Origin of the sequence: Agrococcus jejuensis (genome assembly GCF_900099705.1) — a bacterium.
GTDB lineage: Bacteria > Actinomycetota > Actinomycetes > Actinomycetales > Microbacteriaceae > Agrococcus > Agrococcus jejuensis.
Genome location: NZ_LT629695.1, coordinates 1190233 through 1207934 on the forward strand (window position 1 = coordinate 1190233; position 17702 = coordinate 1207934).

General features: G+C 73.0%; 20 protein-coding genes. All 20 read right to left on the reverse strand.

Annotated elements, in window-relative coordinates; all coding sequences use genetic code 11:
- Positions 1-37: 37 nt before the first annotated feature.
- Positions 38-1276 carry a hypothetical protein gene (locus tag BLQ67_RS05545; RefSeq protein ID WP_092503204.1) on the reverse strand — a complete coding sequence of 413 codons (1239 nt, stop codon included), beginning with the start codon at positions 1274-1276 and terminating at the stop codon, positions 38-40.
- Positions 1277-1394: 118 nt separating this feature from the next.
- Positions 1395-2243, reverse strand: coding sequence for a hypothetical protein (locus BLQ67_RS16685; RefSeq protein WP_092503206.1), 849 nt, complete (start codon positions 2241-2243; stop codon positions 1395-1397).
- Positions 2240-2824 carry an RNA polymerase sigma factor gene (locus BLQ67_RS05555; RefSeq protein ID WP_231945177.1) on the reverse strand — a complete coding sequence of 195 codons (585 nt, stop codon included), beginning with the start codon at positions 2822-2824 and terminating at the stop codon, positions 2240-2242. The genes BLQ67_RS16685 and BLQ67_RS05555 overlap by 4 nt, the downstream gene beginning before the upstream one ends.
- Positions 2825-2887: 63 nt before the next feature.
- Positions 2888-3589, reverse strand: a complete 702-nt coding sequence (locus tag BLQ67_RS05560) for a hypothetical protein (RefSeq protein WP_092503210.1) — start codon at positions 3587-3589, stop codon at positions 2888-2890.
- A gap of 101 nt (positions 3590-3690) precedes the next feature.
- Positions 3691-4539, reverse strand: coding sequence for a pantoate--beta-alanine ligase (gene panC / locus BLQ67_RS05565; protein ID WP_092503212.1), 849 nt, complete (start codon positions 4537-4539; stop codon positions 3691-3693).
- Positions 4539-5249, reverse strand: coding sequence for a DUF2520 domain-containing protein (locus BLQ67_RS05570; protein ID WP_092503214.1), 711 nt, complete (start codon positions 5247-5249; stop codon positions 4539-4541). Before BLQ67_RS05570 ends, panC begins: the two co-directional genes overlap by 1 nt.
- The gene (locus BLQ67_RS05575) at positions 5246-7141 is read right to left on the reverse strand and encodes a PH domain-containing protein (RefSeq protein WP_092503216.1); all 1896 of its coding nucleotides are present in this window, start codon (positions 7139-7141) and stop codon (positions 5246-5248) included. The genes BLQ67_RS05570 and BLQ67_RS05575 overlap by 4 nt, the downstream gene beginning before the upstream one ends.
- A complete protein-coding gene (locus tag BLQ67_RS05580; RefSeq protein ID WP_092503218.1) occupies positions 7138-7626 on the reverse strand; it encodes a PH domain-containing protein in 489 nt (162 codons plus the stop codon). The genes BLQ67_RS05575 and BLQ67_RS05580 overlap by 4 nt, the downstream gene beginning before the upstream one ends.
- Before the next feature lie 269 nt (positions 7627-7895).
- Complete coding sequence (locus BLQ67_RS05585) at positions 7896-8345, reverse strand: DUF3180 family protein (RefSeq protein WP_092503220.1); 450 nt, start codon at positions 8343-8345, stop codon at positions 7896-7898.
- A complete protein-coding gene (gene folK / locus BLQ67_RS05590) occupies positions 8342-8848 on the reverse strand; it encodes a 2-amino-4-hydroxy-6-hydroxymethyldihydropteridine diphosphokinase (protein WP_092506791.1) in 507 nt (168 codons plus the stop codon). The genes BLQ67_RS05585 and folK overlap by 4 nt, the downstream gene beginning before the upstream one ends.
- Complete coding sequence (folP, locus tag BLQ67_RS05595) at positions 8848-10023, reverse strand: dihydropteroate synthase (protein WP_092503222.1); 1176 nt, start codon at positions 10021-10023, stop codon at positions 8848-8850. The genes folK and folP overlap by 1 nt, the downstream gene beginning before the upstream one ends.
- Entirely contained in the window at positions 10020-10589 is a 570-nt protein-coding gene (gene folE / locus BLQ67_RS05600; RefSeq protein WP_092503223.1) for a GTP cyclohydrolase I FolE, read from the reverse strand. Before folE ends, folP begins: the two co-directional genes overlap by 4 nt.
- A 2-nt stretch (positions 10590-10591) precedes the next feature.
- Positions 10592-12565, reverse strand: coding sequence for an ATP-dependent zinc metalloprotease FtsH (gene ftsH, locus BLQ67_RS05605; protein ID WP_092503225.1), 1974 nt, complete (start codon positions 12563-12565; stop codon positions 10592-10594).
- A gap of 126 nt (positions 12566-12691) precedes the next feature.
- Complete coding sequence (gene hpt / locus BLQ67_RS05610; protein ID WP_092503227.1) at positions 12692-13258, reverse strand: hypoxanthine phosphoribosyltransferase; 567 nt, start codon at positions 13256-13258, stop codon at positions 12692-12694.
- 45 nt (positions 13259-13303) lie between these two features.
- Positions 13304-13498, reverse strand: coding sequence for a hypothetical protein (locus tag BLQ67_RS05615; protein ID WP_092503229.1), 195 nt, complete (start codon positions 13496-13498; stop codon positions 13304-13306).
- A 68-nt stretch (positions 13499-13566) separates the two neighbouring features.
- Positions 13567-14304: a hypothetical protein gene (locus BLQ67_RS05620; RefSeq protein WP_092503231.1), complete on the reverse strand. Its 738-nt coding sequence runs from the start codon at positions 14302-14304 to the stop codon at positions 13567-13569.
- Between the two features lie 35 nt (positions 14305-14339).
- Positions 14340-15131: a hypothetical protein gene (locus BLQ67_RS16690; RefSeq protein WP_092503233.1), complete on the reverse strand. Its 792-nt coding sequence runs from the start codon at positions 15129-15131 to the stop codon at positions 14340-14342.
- Positions 15132-15190: 59 nt separating this feature from the next.
- The gene (locus tag BLQ67_RS05630; protein WP_092503235.1) at positions 15191-15919 is read right to left on the reverse strand and encodes a hypothetical protein; all 729 of its coding nucleotides are present in this window, start codon (positions 15917-15919) and stop codon (positions 15191-15193) included.
- Between the two features lie 17 nt (positions 15920-15936).
- Entirely contained in the window at positions 15937-16683 is a 747-nt protein-coding gene (locus BLQ67_RS05635; protein WP_092503237.1) for a hypothetical protein, read from the reverse strand.
- Between the two features lie 28 nt (positions 16684-16711).
- On the reverse strand, positions 16712-17452 hold the full coding sequence (locus tag BLQ67_RS05640) for a hypothetical protein (RefSeq protein WP_092503239.1): 741 nt from the start codon (positions 17450-17452) through the stop codon (positions 16712-16714).
- Positions 17453-17702 lie beyond the last annotated feature (250 nt).

The window sequence follows — 17702 nt, forward strand, 5'->3', positions numbered from 1 at the left end:
CGGATGCCGACCGCATCCGCCCGTCGCCGCCGTCGCGTCAGACGTTGACCGCCACCGATCGCGCCACCTCGAGCATGACGCCGTGCTCGTACGAGCCGACGAAGCCGACGCCGCCCGGGTAGCGGTGGTAGATGAGTCCCTGCATGTCCGTGCCCCACGGCGTCGTCACCGACAGCAGTCCGCTGCCCGCCAGGATCGAGGGGTCGTAGCAGCCGACCGCGACGTCGGGGGCGCGCAGCAGCGCGACGCCCGTCGTGCCGCCGCCGAAGTCGAACGTCACGAGCTGGATGTCCGCTCCCGGATCGATGGATGCCGTCGCGAACGGGTCGACCGCCTCGCCCGACAGCACCTCGATGGGCACCGGCGAGCCGTTCGGCTGCGCGGGATCGCACCCCCACGGGCCCGACGCCATCCCCGTGCGGATGTCGAGCGCCTGATAGCCGTCGGGCGTCACGAGCGTGACGAACGTGCCGCCCGGACCGCCTGCGACGACGTCATGCGTGACGAGCGACCATGACGACGGGTACGAGAACGTGAGGGCGCCGTCGGGCGTCGTGTGCTCGATCCACGGCGCATCCGCGACGGGGTCGACGCCCTCGGGCATCGCATCCCACGGCAGCGGCTCGAGCTCGAGCGTCGCGAGCAGCTCGAGCGCCTCGGTCGTGCCGGGCGCATCGAGGCATGCGGTCGCGGTCGCTCGGTCGACGACGCTGGCGCACTCTGGCACGTTCGTGAGCGTCGCGACGAAGGTGTGCAGACGGTCGAAGCCCTCGGGGACGACCGTGGAGAACGGGGCCGCCGGGTCGGCCACGACGCCGGTCTCCATCCACACCGACCCGCTGCCGTCGACCGGGCTCGTCCACCAGACGGCGGCGTGCAGCCCGTCGGCCGCGGGGATCGAGCGCACGTCGCCGAGCTCGGACGCCGCGCGCACGTCGTCGCCGTAGCCGTCGAGGTACGCCGCGCGTCGCACGCCGTCCTCGTCGACCAGCGCGACCGAGTTCTGCCAGATCGGGCCGCCGTGGTTGCTGCGGGGCTGCAGCGCGCTCGTGTCCTCGACCGTCCATCCCGCCGGCACCTCGAACGACGCCGTGCCGTTCCGCGTCGTGAACCTCGTCGGCTCGGGCGTCGGCTCCGGGCTCGCGCTCGGCGTCGGCGTCGCGCTCGCGCCGACGGTCTCGTCGTCGACGTCGACGGCCGGCGTGCACGACGCCAGCAGCGTCGCGAGCGCGATCGCGCCGATGGTCGTGGCGATGCGGGATGCGCGTGCGGCCATCGCCGCCTCCTCTCGTGCGGCCATCGCCGCTCACCCCGTCATGTCCGGGATGCGACGGGGGTCACGCCTGCGAGGTCACGAATCGATCACGACTCGACGTCGCATGCGACCGACGCGATCACGGCTGCGGGTCGAGCACGAAGACGAGCTCGATCACCGACGAGCGATTCGGCTGATACGTGACGGGCGGCACGAGCTGGTCGGGGCCGTACGGGATGCCCCATGCGGCCTCCTCGCTCGCGCGGAGCGTGCCCGACTCCCACGTGCACGTGAAGGGCACGCCGCCCACCGTGTCGGCGCCGGGGCACGGCACCCAGACCGCTGCGACGCCGCCCACGCCCGTGCCCGCGGGGGTCTCGCCCGGTGCGGTCACGCGCACGACCCCGGTGAAGTCGCTGCTCCACGTCGGCTGCGGCGCACCCACGGACTCCTCCGTGTAGACGCCGAGCATGGCGATCACGGTGCCGTCCTGCAGTTGCGAGCAGTTGACGGTGCGCGTCGGCGTCTGCACGACGCCCTGCGAACGGCACAGCACGTAGACGTCGTGCTGCACGTACACGGTGCCGTCGCCTGCGGCGCCCGTGTCGCCGAAGCCGCCGACGGCCTCCAGGTCGTAGGTGTCGACGACGACGGGCTGGCCAGCGGCCACGCCCTCGAAGCCCGGCGGCGGCGTGGGCTCGGGGGTCGGCTCTGGCGTCGGCTCGACGCTCGGCTCGGGCGTCGGCGTCGCCGTGACCGACGGCGTGGGCGTCGGCACGGCCTCCACGCCGCCCTGCCCGCCCGCGCCGACCACCTGCACGCCGAGCACCGTCACGACGGCGATCGCCATCGCGCCGAGCGCGCCGCCGGCGATGCGACCGCGGATGCGTCGCGTGCGCGCCACCTCGCGGGGCGCCATGGCCGCGAGGCCGCTGCGCATGCGCCGCGCGAACTCGTCGTCCATCTCGGGACCGGTCTCGTGGCTCATGACACCTCCTCGAGCGTGGGGGCGACGCCTGCCGCCTCGAGGTGCGCGCGCATGCGTCCGCGTGCGCGATGGATGCGGGTCTTGGCGGCGCCGTAGCCGATGCCGAGCGCGCGGGCCGCGTCGGCGAGCGGCATCTCCTCGAGCATCACGAGCGCGATGAGCGATGCGTCGGCCTGCGGCAGCGCGCGCAGCGCCTCGGTGACCGCGGTCTTCGCCGCGTCGGCCTCGCTGCGATCGCCGACGACGTCGGCGGCGTCGGGAGCGTCGTCGGCGCGCGGGATGTGCGCGATGAGCCGCTCGAGACGCCGCTTGCCGCGGCTGGCGTTGCGGGCGCAGTTCGTGGCCGTGACGAGCAGCCACGGCAGCAGCGAGTCGTCGACGATGCGCACGCTCGAGCGCTTGCGCCACGCCTCGGCGAACGTCGCCGAGACGACGTCCTCCGCATCCTGACGGTGCTGCATCATCCTCCAGACGTGTCGCCACACGCGATCGCCGTGCCGGTCGAAGACCGTGGCGAACGCGACGCCGTCACCGCGCACGACGGCAGCCCACAGCTGCTCGTCGGTCTGCTCGGTGGTCACGCCCTGGATTGTCCATGAGTCGACCTGCGGTCACGCTGGACGCATCCCGGGCGTGTCGGGTGGTCACGGCATGGCGTCCCAGGGCACGTCATGCCGTTCGAAGGTCGCGAGCACCTCGAGGGTCTCGGCGACCATGTCGGACTCGAGGCACGCGGTGGCGGTCTCCTCGGAGTCCACGACGGCGCACTCGGGGATCCCCGTGAGCACGCCGTCGACGTTGGCGCTCCGACCCGACATCGTGACGATCGAGAGCGGCATGCCCGGGTCGTCGACGAGCGCGACGTTCGCCATCCAGAAGGGCGTCGAGCCGTCGGACGTGCCTGCCGACACCCACCACGCGACGGCCGTGAGCCGGTCGGGCGTGGGGATGGCGTCGACGATGCGCACCTCGGCGGTGCCGGTGCCCGTCGCGTCGGCCATGCCGTCGTAGTAGCGGATGCGCTCGACCCCGTCGGCATCGACGATGAGCAGCGCGTTCGACCAGATGTCGCGCCCCTCGTAGTCGATCGCAGGGCCGCTCGTGTCCTGCACGACCCAGTCGGCCGGCAGCGTCAGCGAGGACGTGCCGTTCTGCGTCGTGAAGTCGACGCCCTCGGGCTCGGTCGTCGCGACGGGCTCGTCGGTCGGCGACGGGGATGCGCTCGGGTTCGTGCCCTGGTCGACCGGCGCCGGGTCGTCGTCGACGTCGCCGGTCGAGCAGCTCGTCGCGAGCGTGAGCGTCGCGGCGGCGCCGACCGCTGCGATCCAGGTTCGCGTGCTGCGCATGCGACCCTCCTCCCGGGCCCGCACGGTGCGCACCCTCGACCAGTCATGTCCGGCGCGCGGCGATGGTCACAGACGGATCTCGGCAGGGCGAGTCGCGCGCGTCAGGGGATGGCGTAGGTCGCGTTGTCGATGAGGCGCACGTCGCCCACGCGCGCGGCGACGAGCACCTGCACGGAGCCGTGGTGCGCCTCGCCCACGAACGCGAACGTCGCGGGGTCGACGACCGCGAGGTAGTCGAGCTGCACGCCCGTGTTCGACTGGATGACGCCCTGCGCCGCCGCGATCATCGCCTCGACGCCGCGGTCGGCCGACGAGCCGGCCGCCTCGAGCGCGCGCGACAGGTTGAGCGCCGTGCGGCGGTCGTGGTCGGAGAGGAAGCGGTTGCGGCTCGACAGCGCGAGGCCGTCGACGTCGCGCACCGTCGGCACGCCGACGATCTCGACGGGCATGTCGAGGTCGCGCGCCATGCGCTGCACGAGGAAGAGCTGCTGCGCATCCTTCTCGCCGAAGCACGCGACGTCGGGGCCGACGATGTGCAGCAGCTTCGACACGACCGTGAGCACGCCGTCGTAGTGGCCGGGGCGGCTGCGGCCCTCGAGCACCGTGCCGAGGTGACCGGCGGTCACGATCGTCGGCGACGTCGCGCCCGACGGGTACATCTCGTCGGCGGTCGGCGCGAACACGGCTGCGACGCCCGCCTCCGCGAGCCGCGCGCGGTCGGCGTCGAGGTCGCGCGGGTAGCGCGAGAGGTCCTCGCGAGGGCCGAACTGCATCGGGTTCACGAAGATCGACACGATGACGGTGTCCGCATGCTCGCGCGCGGCGTCGACGAGCGCGACGTGGCCGTCGTGCAGCGCGCCCATCGTGGGCACGAGGGCGACGCGCTCGCCGCGGCTCCGCGCCGCCCGTACCGCATCGCGCACGGCGGCGATCGTGGTCAGGGTCTCCACTACAGCGCCTCCAGGTCGTCGCCGATCGTATCCGCCTCGGGATGCGACGGCGCGCGCGAGAGCGCACGCTCGACGCTCGATCGCACGATGGGTCCCAGCAGCCGCACGGGGCGTGCGACGCCGATCTCGGCGAGGCGCGAGAGCGCGTCGGTCACGACCCGCTCCCCCACCTCGGTCGCCATCGCGACGGCGGCGGCGTAGTCGGCGCGGTCGGCCTCGGCGACGACGACGGGCTCGGCGCCCAGCTCGACGACGAGCGCCTGCGCGATGGGCAGCACGGGCGCTGGCGCCGTGACGGCGCACACCGCGTCGCGCAGTCGCGTGAGGTCGAGCGTCGTGCCCGTGAACGCCATCGCCGGGTGGATCGCGAGCGGGATGGCGCCCGCGGCACGGGCGGGCTCGAGCACCTCGACCCCGTGCTCGGCGGCCGTGTGCACCACGAGCTGGCCCGGCTGCCACGCCCCCGTCGCCGCGAGGCCCGCGACGAGCCCCTCGAGCTGGTCGGTCGGCACGGCGAGGATCACGAGCTCGGCGCGCTCGACGATCGTCGGCACGTCGAGCACCGGCAGGTCGGGCAGCATGACCTCGACGCGATCGCCGCCGCCCGAGATGCCCACGAGCGCGTGGCCGGCGCCCGCGAGCGCTGCACCGAGGACAGGGCCGACGTGGCCGGCGCCGACGATGCCGACGCCGAGACGAGCAGGCTTCACCGCTGGTGCTCGTCGCCGCGCGCCTCGGCGCCCGGGTGCTGCTGCGGAGCCGGCGCCGTCGGGGCGGCCGCGTCCGTTCGATTCGTCACGTGCTGCTGCTCCACGTCGATGGGTCCTGCGAACCCATCGACCGTACCCGGTCGCACGGGCTCGCCCGGCATCGCGGGCTCGGGCTCGCGCACGTGCCACGTCTCGGTCGTGTCGGCGCCGATCGCCGCAGGCACGACCTCGCGGGCGTGCGCGAACGTGCGCTGCGCATCGTCGACCGCGAGCGCGCCGATCGTCGGCGAGAACGCGTTGCCCACGACGTGCACCGCGAGGTGCGCGACCCCCAGCGCGCCTTCGAGCGGGCCCTGATGCATCGCGAACGACTGCGTGCGCGCGAGCGGCACGATGCCGAGCGACCGCCAGATGCGGCCCTTGCGCAGCAGCACGGCGTCGTCGGCGATCGCGACGCCGTTGCGCCGCCACGACAGCGGGCGCAGGATGCGCGCCGACCGCGGCGTCGTCACGAAGCCGTCGTGCGCCGGGGCGGGGGCGTCGCCGTCCTCGGCGACCGCATCCGCATCCGCCTCCACGACGCCGCGACCCACGAGGCCGTCGCGCAGCAGCCGGGTGCCGCGCAGCTCGGGCAGCACGAGGCCGATGACGGTGTCGACGTCGGCGAGCGACCCGACGGGCAGCAGCATGTTCGCGTACTGCCGCTGCTGGCCCGACGACGCATCCGTCGTCTTCGTCGCGCGGGTGAACGCGATCTTCCACCAGCCCATCGGCCGCCACAGCAGCGGCTGGCTCACGGTGATCGAGAACACGCGGCCGGGCGGCAGCACCTCGGTCGTCGTCGACAGCAGCCCGTAGGCGAGGCGGATGCCGTCGGGCGTCTGCGCGATCGAGTACCGCAGCTTCTGCGACAGCGTGCGCACCGTGATGCTCACGACCGAGATCACGGTGGGGATGAGCGTGAAGAGCAGCCACGGGATGTCGAGCACGACCATGACGACGACGGCTGCGACCGAGACGAGCACGCCGATGACGAGCCCCAGGTCGAGCAGCGACGACACGATGACCGTGCCGGGCTTGAGGCGCACGAGCGACGTCGGCGCGATGCCGGCGAGCTCGGCGTCGGGGCGCAGGAAGTCGTCGACGACGCGCTGCGTGCGCGAGCCCGTCTGCTGCTGGTGCTGCTGCGACGACGTGCGGCCGGCTGCTCGCGCGAGGATCTCGTAGCGCAGCGCGTCCGCGAGCCCGTTCGACAGGTAGGCGAGGTCGACGTTCGCGTCGGCACCCGCCGACTGGATCTCGAGCTTGCAGGCGCCGAAGATGCGCGCGAACCACGGCTTCTCGAGGTTGACGCCCTGGATGCGGGCGAGCGGCGCGCGCCGGTGCGAGCGGAACAGGATGCCCTGCCGCACCTCGACGACGTCGCCCGTGACGCGGAACGTGTGCACGCGCCACGCGAGCCAGAAGCCCAGCACGCACAGCGCGAGCACCGCGACGAGTCCCAGCAGCACCCAGATGAGCGTGCCGCTGCGCGCCAGCTGCTCGGCCGCCTCGATCGCATCGGGTGCGTCGCCGTCGTAGTCGAAGTCCTCCGGCAGGAAGAGCGCGACGACGCGGTCGCGCAGCGTGTTCAGCAGGAAGAAGGCGGCGACGATCACGGCGAGGCCGCCGCGCAGCAGCGGCGTCGCGGGGTGCAGGCGGTGCCACTCGCCGTCGACGAGCGAGCGGGCGCGCTCCTGCGCCTCGACGGGCGGCTGCTCGGCGGGCGGCACCATCGTCGCCGCGGCCGGCGGCGGCAGGATCCGCTCGCGCTGCCCGTCGCCGGGCGGCGGCGGCAGGATCCGCTCGCGCTGCCCGTCGCCGGGCGGCGGCGGCGCGAGCGGGTCGGTCACAGCCCCGCCCGACGGGACTCCGCGACCGCCACGAGCTCGTCGCGCAGCACCTCGGCATCCGACCCGGGCAGGCCCGGGATCGTGACGGCGCTCGTCGCCGCCGCCGTGACGAACTTCAGCGTCTTGAGGTCGAGCATGCGCTCGACGGGGCCCTGCGTCACGTCGACGACCTGCATGCGGCCGTACGGCACGCTCACGAAGCGGCGGAACAGCATGCCGCGGCGCACGAGCAGGTCGTCGTCGCGCATGAGGAAGCCGATCGTGCGCACGCGCAGGAAGCCGAAGAGGCCCGTGAGCACGAAGAAGACGAGCACGCCCGCACCGATCGCGATCGGCACCCAGCGGGGCCAGTCGCTCACGAGCCAGAGGAAGACGCCGACGGCGGCCGCGATGATCGCGCCCCAGATGGCGGAGGTCCACAGCTCTGCCCACGCGTACCGCGGGCTCACGCGGCGCCAGTCGGCGGCCAGGTCGATGCGCTCCATGCGTCCAGGCTAGGCCGCGGGGCTGCACGGCGGCTCCCGCTTGCGGCGGACGCCGGGCGGGGGATGCGGTGCAGCCGATCGAGCGGGGCCGGGAGGTTCGCCCGTCAGCTGGTCGAGGAGCGCGCGAGCGCAGCGAGCACGCGTCACGAGACCACGCGACGTGCCCGCCCGGCGCGACCATGCGCGTGGCTGAGCAGGAGCCGCTGTCGCGTGGCCTCGTGACGCGTGCTCGCCCTTCGGGCTCGCGCGCTCCTCGACCAGCTGTCGGGTCAGGCCGGCGACGCGCCGTCCTCGTCGGGCGGCAGCATGCACCACGACTCGGCGAGCAGCGCCGCGACGAGCAGCAGCACCGCGCCGCCCATCGTCGCGAGCGACATCGTCACGGCATCGCCGGACACGGCGGCGCGCGTGAGCAGGAACAGCAGCGCGCCGCTCGCCCAGCCGCCGAGCACGCCCGCGACGAGCGCCGACGCCTTCGCGCCCGCGAGCACGCCCGTCGCGTGCCGGAAGCCGACCTTGCGGCCGCCGCGCACCATCTGCCGCACGGGCCACGCGAACGCCACGAGCACGACGGCGATGCCTGCCATCACGACGCCGATCGTCGGCGGCAACGGCAGGATGGGCCGCCCGGCGCTCGCGAGCATCGCATCCACCGCGAACCCCGCGGCGGCCGCGACGATCCACGTGACGACGAGGGTCGTGGTCGACGTGCGCGTCATGCGCGCCCCTCGCGGTACGGCCACACGTCGCCGTGCGCGCACTCGGCGAGCTCGGCGATGCCGCCGTGCTCGGGCAGCTCGGCGTCGGGCTGCACCTCGAGCCACGGCTGCAGCACGAACTGCCGCTCGTGCGCGCGCGGATGCGGCAGCGTCAGCACCGGGTCGGAGGAGACGACGCGGTCGTAGGCGACGACGTCGACGTCCATCGTGCGGTCGCCGAAGCGCTCCACGCGCACGCGGCCAAGCGCATCCTCGATCGCGTGGACGGCGTCGAGCAGGTCGAGCGGCTCGAGCACGGTGCGCACGATCGCGACGGCGTTGACGTAGTCGGGGGCGCCGTCGGCGCCGTCGGGCTTCCAGGCGGGCGACTCCCACAGCCCCGAGCGAGCGGTGACGCGGATGCCGGGGGCGCGGTCGAGCAGGTCGATCGCCTGTCGCACGAGCACGGCCCGATCGCCGAGGTTCGCACCGATCGACAGCACGGCCTCGGCCTCGCGCAGCATCACGCGCGCCCGCGCTCGATCGTGACGGCCACGTCGCCGAACGGCACCGCGATGGGCGCGCTCGGCTTGTGCACCGTGACGCGCACGCGTTGCGCGGCGGCGAAGCCGAGGGCGACGGCGGCGACGCGCTCGGCGACGGTCTCGATGAGGTCGACGGGGTCGCGCTCGACGGCGGCGACGACGGCCTCGGCGAGCTCGCCGTAGTGCACGGTGCGGGCGAGCTCGTCGCCGCGCGCGGCGGTGGCCAGGTCGACCTCGACGTCGAGGTCGATGACGAAGCGCTGCCCGTCGCGGCGCTCGTGCTCGAAGACGCCGTGGTGCGCGAAGGCCTCGAGCCCGCGCAGCTCGATGCGGTCGGCGACGCCCACGACGGGTGCGGGTCGGCGCTCGACGGCACCGACGGCGTCGAGCACGTCGAGCACGCGCCTGGTCGACACGACGTCGTGCACGCGCACGCCCCACGCGCCCGCCTGCGCCGCGAGCACCGACAGCGCGGCCGTGCCGTGGTCGCGCGCATCCATCGGCGCGTCCGCCGGCAGCAGCGCGCCGAGGAACCGCTTGCGGCTCGCACCGACGAGCACGGGCAGCCCGAGGTCGACGATGCGGTCGAGGCCCGCGATGAGCCGCCAGTTGTCGTCGGCGTCCTTCGAGAAGCCGAGGCCCGGGTCGAGCACGATCCGGGCCGGGTCGATGCCCGCGGCGACGACGGCGTCGACGCGTGCCGAGAGCTCGTCGCGCACGTCGGCGACGACGTCGCCGTACGTCGTGCCGAGCGCGAGGTCGTGGCCGCGCCAGTGCGTGAGCACGTACGTGACGCCGAGGTCGGCGACGACGGATGCCATGCGTGCGTCGGCGAGGCCGCCCGAGACGTCGTTCACGATCGTCGCGCCCGCCTCGACCGCCGCACGGGCGGTGTCGGCGTGCATCGTGTCGATCGACACGGCGATGCCGCCCGACGACAGTGCCTGCACGACGGGCAGGATGCGCGCCAGCTCCGCCTCGACGGCGACGGGCGTCGCACCCGGCCGCGTCGACTCGCCGCCGACGTCGACGACGTCGGCGCCCTGCAGCCGCAGGCGGCGGGCGTGCGCGATCGCGGCCCCCGCATCCTCGAACCTGCCGCCGTCGCTGAACGAGTCGGGCGTCACGTTGAGCACGCCGAGGATGCGCGTCACCGCGACTCCCCGATCAGCGCCATGATCTCGGCGCGCTCGATCGGCTCGGCGAGCACGCCGCGGCTCGCCATCGTCACGGTCGACGACCGCACCTGGCGGGCGCCCCGCGCCGTGACGCAGCCGTGCGTCGCCTCGACCACCACGAGCACGCCGCGCGGCTCGAGGCCGCGCACGAGCGCGTCGGCGATCTCGTCGGTGAGCCGCTCCTGGATCTGCGGTCGCGACGCGACCGTGTCGACGACGGCGGGGATGCGGCCGAGGCCGACGATGCGCTCGCCGGGCAGGTAGGCGACGTGCGCCGTGCCCGTGAACGGCAGCAGGTGGTGCTCGCAGATCGAGCGCAGCTCGATGCCGCGCACGAGCACGAGCTCGCCCGTCTCGCCCTCGAGGCTCGTGGTGTCGGCGAGCTGCTCGGCGGCGTCGACGCCGACGCCCGAGAAGTAGTCGGCGTACGCCTCGGCGACGCGGCGGGGCGTCTCGGCGAGGCCCTGCCGCGTGGGGTCGTCGCCGATCGCGGCGAGCAGCTCGCCCACCGCCGCGGCGACGCGTGCCCGATCCACCGCCATCGTCAGGCTCCGCTCGCGCCTTCCGCGCCCGGTTCGTCGGCATCCACCTCGACGGCGGCGTCGACCTGCTGCGACACGGGCAGCGAGATCGGCGGCTGGTCGCTCACGGGCCGGCCGGTGCTCGAGAGCCACTGCTCGCGCGGCGTGAGCTTCTGCACGTCCTCGAAGATCGCGGCGAGCTGGATGTGGTCGAGCGTCTCCTTCTCCATGAGGTCGGTCGCGAGGCGGTCGAGCACGACGCGGTTCGCGTTCAGCACGGTCCAGGCCTCGTCGTGCGCCTGCTCGATGAGCGCGCGCACGGCGGAGTCGACCTCGCGCGCGACGTCCTCGGAGTAGTCGCGGCCGTGGCCCATGTCGCGGCCCATGAAGACCTCGCCGCTGCCGCCGCCGAGCTTTACGGCGCCCAGCATCGACGTCATGCCGTACTCGGTGACCATCTTGCGGGCGATGCCCGTGGCCTTCTCGATGTCGTTCGACGCGCCCGTCGTGGGGTCGTGGAAGACGATCTCCTCGGCGACGCGGCCGCCCATGGCGTAGGTGAGCTGGTCGAGCAGCTCGTTGCGCGTGACCGAGTACTTGTCGTTCACGGGCATGACCATCGTGTAGCCGAGCGCGCGGCCGCGGGGCAGGATCGTGACCTTCGTGACGGGGTCGGAGTGGTTCATCGCCGCGGCCGCGAGCGCGTGACCGCCCTCGTGGTACGCCGTGATGAGGCGCTCCTTGTCGTTCATGACGCGCGTGCGGCGCTGCGGGCCGGCCATGACGCGGTCGACGGCCTCGTCGAGCGACTCGTTCGTGAGGTGCTTCTGGTTCGTGCGCGCCGTGAGCAGCGCGGCCTCGTTGAGCACGTTCGCGAGGTCGGCACCCGTGAAGCCGGGCGTCTTGCGCGCGAGCACGGCGAGGTCGACGTCGTCGGCCATCGGCTTGCCCTTGGCGTGCACGCGCAGGATCGTCTCGCGGCCTGCCATGTCGGGTGCATCCACGCCGATCTGGCGGTCGAAGCGGCCGGGGCGCAGCAGCGCGGGGTCGAGGATGTCGGGGCGGTTCGTCGCCGCGATGAGGATGACGTTCGTCTTGACGTCGAAGCCGTCCATCTCGACGAGCATCTGGTTGAGCGTCTGCTCGCGCTCGTCGTGGCCGCCGCCCATGCCTGCGCCGCGGTGACGACCGACGGCGTCGATCTCGTCGACGAAGATGATGGCCGGCGCGTTCTGCTTCGCCTGCTCGAACAGGTCGCGCACGCGGCTCGCGCCGACGCCCACGAACATCTCGACGAAGTCCGAGCCCGAGATCGAGTAGAACGGCACGCCCGCCTCGCCGGCGACGGCGCGCGCGAGCAGGGTCTTGCCCGTGCCGGGAGGGCCGTACAGCAGCACGCCCTTCGGGATGCGGGCGCCGACGGCCTGGAACTTCGCCGGGTCCTGCAGGAACTCCTTGATCTCCGACAGCTCCTCGACGGCCTCGTCGGCGCCGGCGACGTCGGAGAACTTCACCTGCGGCATGTCCTTCGAGACCATCTGGGCCTTCGACTTGCCGAACTGCATGACGCCGCGGCCACCGCCGGCCATGCGGGTCATGATGAAGTAGAAGAGCGCGCCGAGCAGCAGCACGGGCAGCAGGATGCTCAGCAGCGTCATGAACCAGCTGGACTGCGGCACGGTGTCGTCGTAGCCGTCGGACGGATCGGCGTCGGTGATGGCCTGCACGATCGCCTCGCCGCGCTGCGAGACGTAGTAGAACTGCACGCGATCGGTGCCGAGGTCGTCGTCGACGTCGGAGAGCACGAGCGTGACGCGCTGCTCGCCGTCGATGATCTCGGCCCGCTGCACCGCTCCCGACTCGATGAGATCGATGCCCTGATCGGTGTCGATCTCGCGGTACGTGTCGGAGTTGAGGAGCGTGAATGCGAACACGCCGATGATGAGGGCGAGCACGACCCACGGGATGGGGCCGCGCAGCAGCTTCTTGATGTTCAACACACGTCCTTGCGTCGCGTCGGTGCCCATCAGGCTACCCGTGCGCCGCCGGGCGTCCCGCCGCTGTTCGCTGCAGGCGACGGAGCCTGTGGCGACGCCCAGCGCAGCCGTGGAGCGGCCGGTGGCTCAGGCCTCGTCCGCAGGCGCGTAGACGTGCGGCGCGAGCACGGCGACGCCCCGCAGGTTGCGGTAGCGCTCGGCGTAGTCGAGGCCGTAGCCGATGACGAAGTCGTTGGGGATGTCGAACCCGCAGTAGCGCACGTCGACCTCGACCTTGAGCGCATCCGGCTTGCGCAGCATCGTGCAGATCTCGACGGATGCGGCGCCACGCGAGCGCAGGTTCGCCTGCAGCCACGAGAGCGTGAGGCCCGAGTCGATGATGTCCTCGACGATGAGCACGTCGCGGCCGGTGATGTCGGTGTCGAGGTCCTTGAGGATGCGCACGACGCCGCTCGAGGTGGTGCCGGAGCCGTACGACGACACGGCCATCCAGTCCATCTCCAGATCGCGCTTCAGCGCACGCGACAGGTCGGCCATGACCATGACGGCGCCGCGCAGCACGCCGACGAGCAGGATCGACCGGCCCTCGTAGTCGCGCTCGATCTCGCGTGCGAGCTCCTCGAGGCGAGCGTGCAGCTCCTCTTCGGTGTGGAGGACGCCTGCGAGGTCCTGCTCGATGTCCTTGAGGTCCATGTGCTGCGCTCCTGGCGGTGGGCTGGCGGGCTCGGGGCTCCCAACCTACCGGCGGCGCGAGCGGCGCAGCGTCACGAGCAGCACGACGAGGCCGCCGAGGGCGATGAGCGGGCCGAGCACCGTCCACGTCGTCGTGTTCGTCATCGACGAGCCGCCGACGACCCCGATCCCCTGCAGGAAGAACAGACCGCCTGCCGCGATGAGGATGGCGCCGAGCACGAGGCCGAGGATGCGGGTCATGCGCCCACCGTAGGCGCTCGTCGGCGCTCCGGCCAGGGCTGCCGCCCGCATCCCGGCGAGTGCGTCCGTCAGGCCCGCAGGCGCAGCGACTGCACGACCTGCAGCAGCTGCTGGCCCTCGGCCGACTCGACGTACGCCTGCGCGTCGGGGAACGACGCGAAGCCCCACGGCTGCTCGCTGCCGGCTGCGTCGGGGTCGACGCCCGACTGGAAGGCGGTCGCGAACGACACGGTGCGCCCGTCGGCAGGGTGCTGCCCGATGTTGTAGACGAGGCACCGCGGCAGCGCGTCGTCGAAGGCGGTGTCGGGCACGACGCCCACGGTCAGCACGACCGAGCCGTCGGGCTGCTCGACGGCGTAGGCGGCGTCGACGAACGCCTCCTCGCCGAGCGGCGCGAAGCCCGCCTGCGACGGCTCCGACGCGAACGTCTCGACCGCGGGGTAGGTGTCGCAGGCGCCACCGATCCCGCCGACGCCCCCGAGGTCGTGCGAGTACGACAGCACCGTCGCGCCGTCGGCATCCGCCACGTCGACCTGCAGGACGCGACCGACCTGGTTCTCGACGCTCGTGTCGGTCGTCGTCCAGTCGGCGGGCATCGACCAGGTCGTGCCGTCCTCGAGCTCGACGGTCTGCCACGGCTCCTCGGTCGCCGAGGGCTCGGGCGTCGCGCTCGCCGACGGGCTCGTCGAGGGCGACGTCGACGGCGCGGTCGACGCGTCGGCGTCGGCATCGGTGGTCGTGCAGCCCGCGAGGGCGACGGCGGCGATGGCGATGGCGGCGAGCGGGGCGAAGCGGATGCGGCGCATGGGTGCCTCCTCGGGTGCGGGCTGGATGGGGTGGGTCAGGCGATCTGGAGCGAGCGCACGATCGACCAGGCGACGTCGAGCGTCTCGAGGTCGACGAGCGCGAGCGGGCTCACGGAGTCGGGGAAGGGGCCACCGAGCGAGGGCGGCGAGCTGGTGCCGGGGCCGGGGTGCCCGGTCGAGAACTGGATCGCGACGGTCCCGGTGCTCGTCGGCGCGACGTCGATCTCGGCGTCGCGCGCGCACATGCCGCCCGGCGTCCAGCCGTCCACGAGCGAGACCGACACGGCCATGCCGCCGTCGATGCGCAGCTGCGTCGAGGTCGGGCCGCGCGTGCTCGCGATGCCGATGTCGACGGGCTGCTCGTACAGCACCTCGAACTCGGCGGGCGGCCCGTCGGCGCAGTAGTCGTATCCGAAGGGCTCGTCGGCGAGGTGGAGCGTGAGGACCTGCTCGCCGTCGGGCGCATGCACGTAGGCCCAGTCGTCGAGGTCGTCCCGCGGCGGCAGTCCGGGGTAGTCCTGCGCCAGCTCGATCGTCCAGTCGGTCGGGTGACGGAACGTCGCGGTGCCGCCCGGCATCGTGAAGGTCGGCCAGCCGCTCGTGTCGAGCCCGCTGGGCGTCCACGGCACGATCGCCGGCGGAGGCGTCCGAGTCGGCTCGGGCGTGGGCTCGGGTGTGGGCGTCGCGCTGGGCGTCGGCGACGGCGCGGCCTCGGCGGTCGGCTCGGGCGTGGGCGAAGGTGCCGCCTCGAGCGCCCCGGGCGCGCATCCCGTCAGCGCGAGCGCGAGCACGCCTGCGAGGGCGGCGACGCGGGCGGTGCGGTGCATGGGGTCCTCTCGGATGGGTGCGGCATCCCGTCATGTCCGGCAGACGGGAATCGGTGAGGTCAGCGGATGCGGATGCCCTGCAGCAGGTCGGTGAGCGTCTGGTGCTCGGCGGTGTCGAGGTAGGCGAGCGCCTCGTCGCGCGTGTCGAACCGCAGGCCGTCTGCGGGGTCCTCGACGACGTAGATGCCCGTGGGGATGCCATCGGCGGGGTAGGTCACGAAGAACGGCTCGCACGACTCGGCGCCGAGGAAGACCTCCTCGGTGATGCCCAGCTCGACGACGTACGCGACCTCGTCGGCGAAGCCGATGCCGATCTCGCGCACGGTCGTGCCGACCTCGACGACCGTGCCGGCAGCGGTCCACGCGTCGGCCGTCGCGCCCTCGGCGCCGGCGTAGGGCAGGTGCTCGACGGCCTCGAACGCCGGCAGGTCCTCCGGCATGCAGACGAAGTCCTGCGCGTACTGCCCCTCTGGCACGCGGAACACGCTGACCATGTCGAGCCCGCGGTCGCTCACGACCATCCACGCGGTGTCGCCGCGCTGCTCGAGCGTCCACCCGTCGGGCAGCGGGATGCTCGCCCAGCCGAGATCCTCGCGCGCCCAGTCGGCGGTCGGGTCGGCGGGCTCGGTCGGGTCGGGCGTCGGCTCGACGCTCGGCTCGGGCGACGTCGACGGGCTCGCCGACGGCGAGGGCGACGTCGACGAGTCGGGGTCGGTGGCCGTGCCGCAGCCGACCAGCACGACGAGCGCGAGCACGGAGGCGGCGATGGAAGCTGCGGTGCGGTGCATGACGTGCTCCTTCGGGGTCAGACGGTGCGCACGGAGCGCAGGATCTCGAGGATGGTGGCGTACTCGTCGGTCTCCATGTACGCGGTCGCGTCGTCGAGCGAGGCGATGTTCCACAGCGGGTCCTCGCTGCCGAGGTGGAAGTGCGTGCCCATCGCGACGCCGCCGTCGCTGGACGCGAAGATGAAGTTGATCATGCACGCCGGCAGCATCGTCTGGCCGTCGAAGTGGTCGCCCGTGATGCCGATGCCCATCGAGAAGGTGCCGTCGTTCCACGCCATCGCGAGCGTCGCGATGACCACCGACTCGCCCTCGATCGACCGCACCGCGGCGGGCTCGGTCGCCAGCACGTGCAACGTGGGAAGGGCAGCGTCGCCGCAGGCGCCACCAACGTCGACGAAGTCGCTGGAGTGCAGCAGCTGCTGGCCGTTGGGCGCGGTCAGCGTGGCGGTGTCCATCCACCGCTGGTAGCGATCCTGCACGTCGGTGCGCTCGGCGTCGGGGTCGAAGAACTGCGCGTCGCTCGTGATCGTCCAGTCGGCCGGGTAGCGGTAGGTCATGTCGCCGTCGTGCGTCGAGTACTCGAGCCAGTCGCTCGTGTCGATGCCCTCGGGCTCCTCGGATGCCGAGGGCGTCGGCTCGGCGCTCGGCGCAGGCGTGGCCGACGGGCTCGCCGAGGTCGACGCCTCGGGCGCGGCGGCGGTGGCGCAGCCGGCGAGCGCGACGAGCGCGAGCGCGGCGACGGCGAGGGAAGCGGTGCGGGTCATGGGGTGCGGGTTCCTCATCGGTGGCGGATCAGGCGGTGCGCACGGAGCGCAGGATCTCGAGGATGGTGGCGTACTCGTCGGTCTCCATGTACGCGGTGGCGTCGTCGAGCGAGGCGATGTTCCACAGCGGGTCGTCGTTCGAGACCTGGAAGTGCGTGCCCATCGAGGTGCCGCCGTCGCTCGTGCCGAGGACGAAGTAGAACGGGCAGCCGAACGTTCCGTCAGGGCCGATCCTCTCTGCTGCCGTGATGCCCATCGCGAAGATCATCGGGTCGCCGTCGAACGCGATCGCGGCGATGACGGGCGTCTCGTCTCCCGTCGGCGACTCGAGGCCGATGGGCTCGGAGTGCAGCAGCTCGCCGGTCATCGGCGCATCGCACCACCCGCCGATGTCGACGAAGTCGTACGAGGTCAGCAGCTGCTGGCCGTTGGGCGCGGTGATCTCGACGGAGTCGAGCGAGCGGTTGCCCGTCGGCCCCACACCGGACATGGGCTCGGAGCGCGTCGTCTCGAGCGTCCAGTCCGAGGGGTGCCGGAACGTGAGGTCACCCTCGGGCGACGCGTACTCGACCCAGTCGCTCGTGTCGATGCCCTCGGGCGCCTCGGATGCCGACGGCGTCGGCTCGGCGCTCGGCTCCGGCGTCGCCGTGGCGCTCGGCGCGGGCGACGCCGAGGCATCGCTCGCCGACTCGGCATCGGCCGGGACGCAGCCGGCGAGCGCGACGAGCAGGGCTGCGGCGATGCCGACGAGGGGGGCGGTGCGGGCCAAGGGCGGGTCCTCTCGGAGGTGCTGCACGGATGCGGAGGCGGTCTGCCTCCACCCCGTCATGTCCGGCTCAGGGCGATGGTCACATCTCGATCGCCCGGCGCGTCGGCCGAGCATGCACGGCTCGGCATGTCGACGATCCCGGGGCGCGGATCGGACGTCGCGATCCGTGCAGGCACCACGCTTCCGGGTCGCGCTGGACGCCCGCTGCGACAGCGGGAGCCGTGACCGAAGCGTGACGTCACGGTTCGAT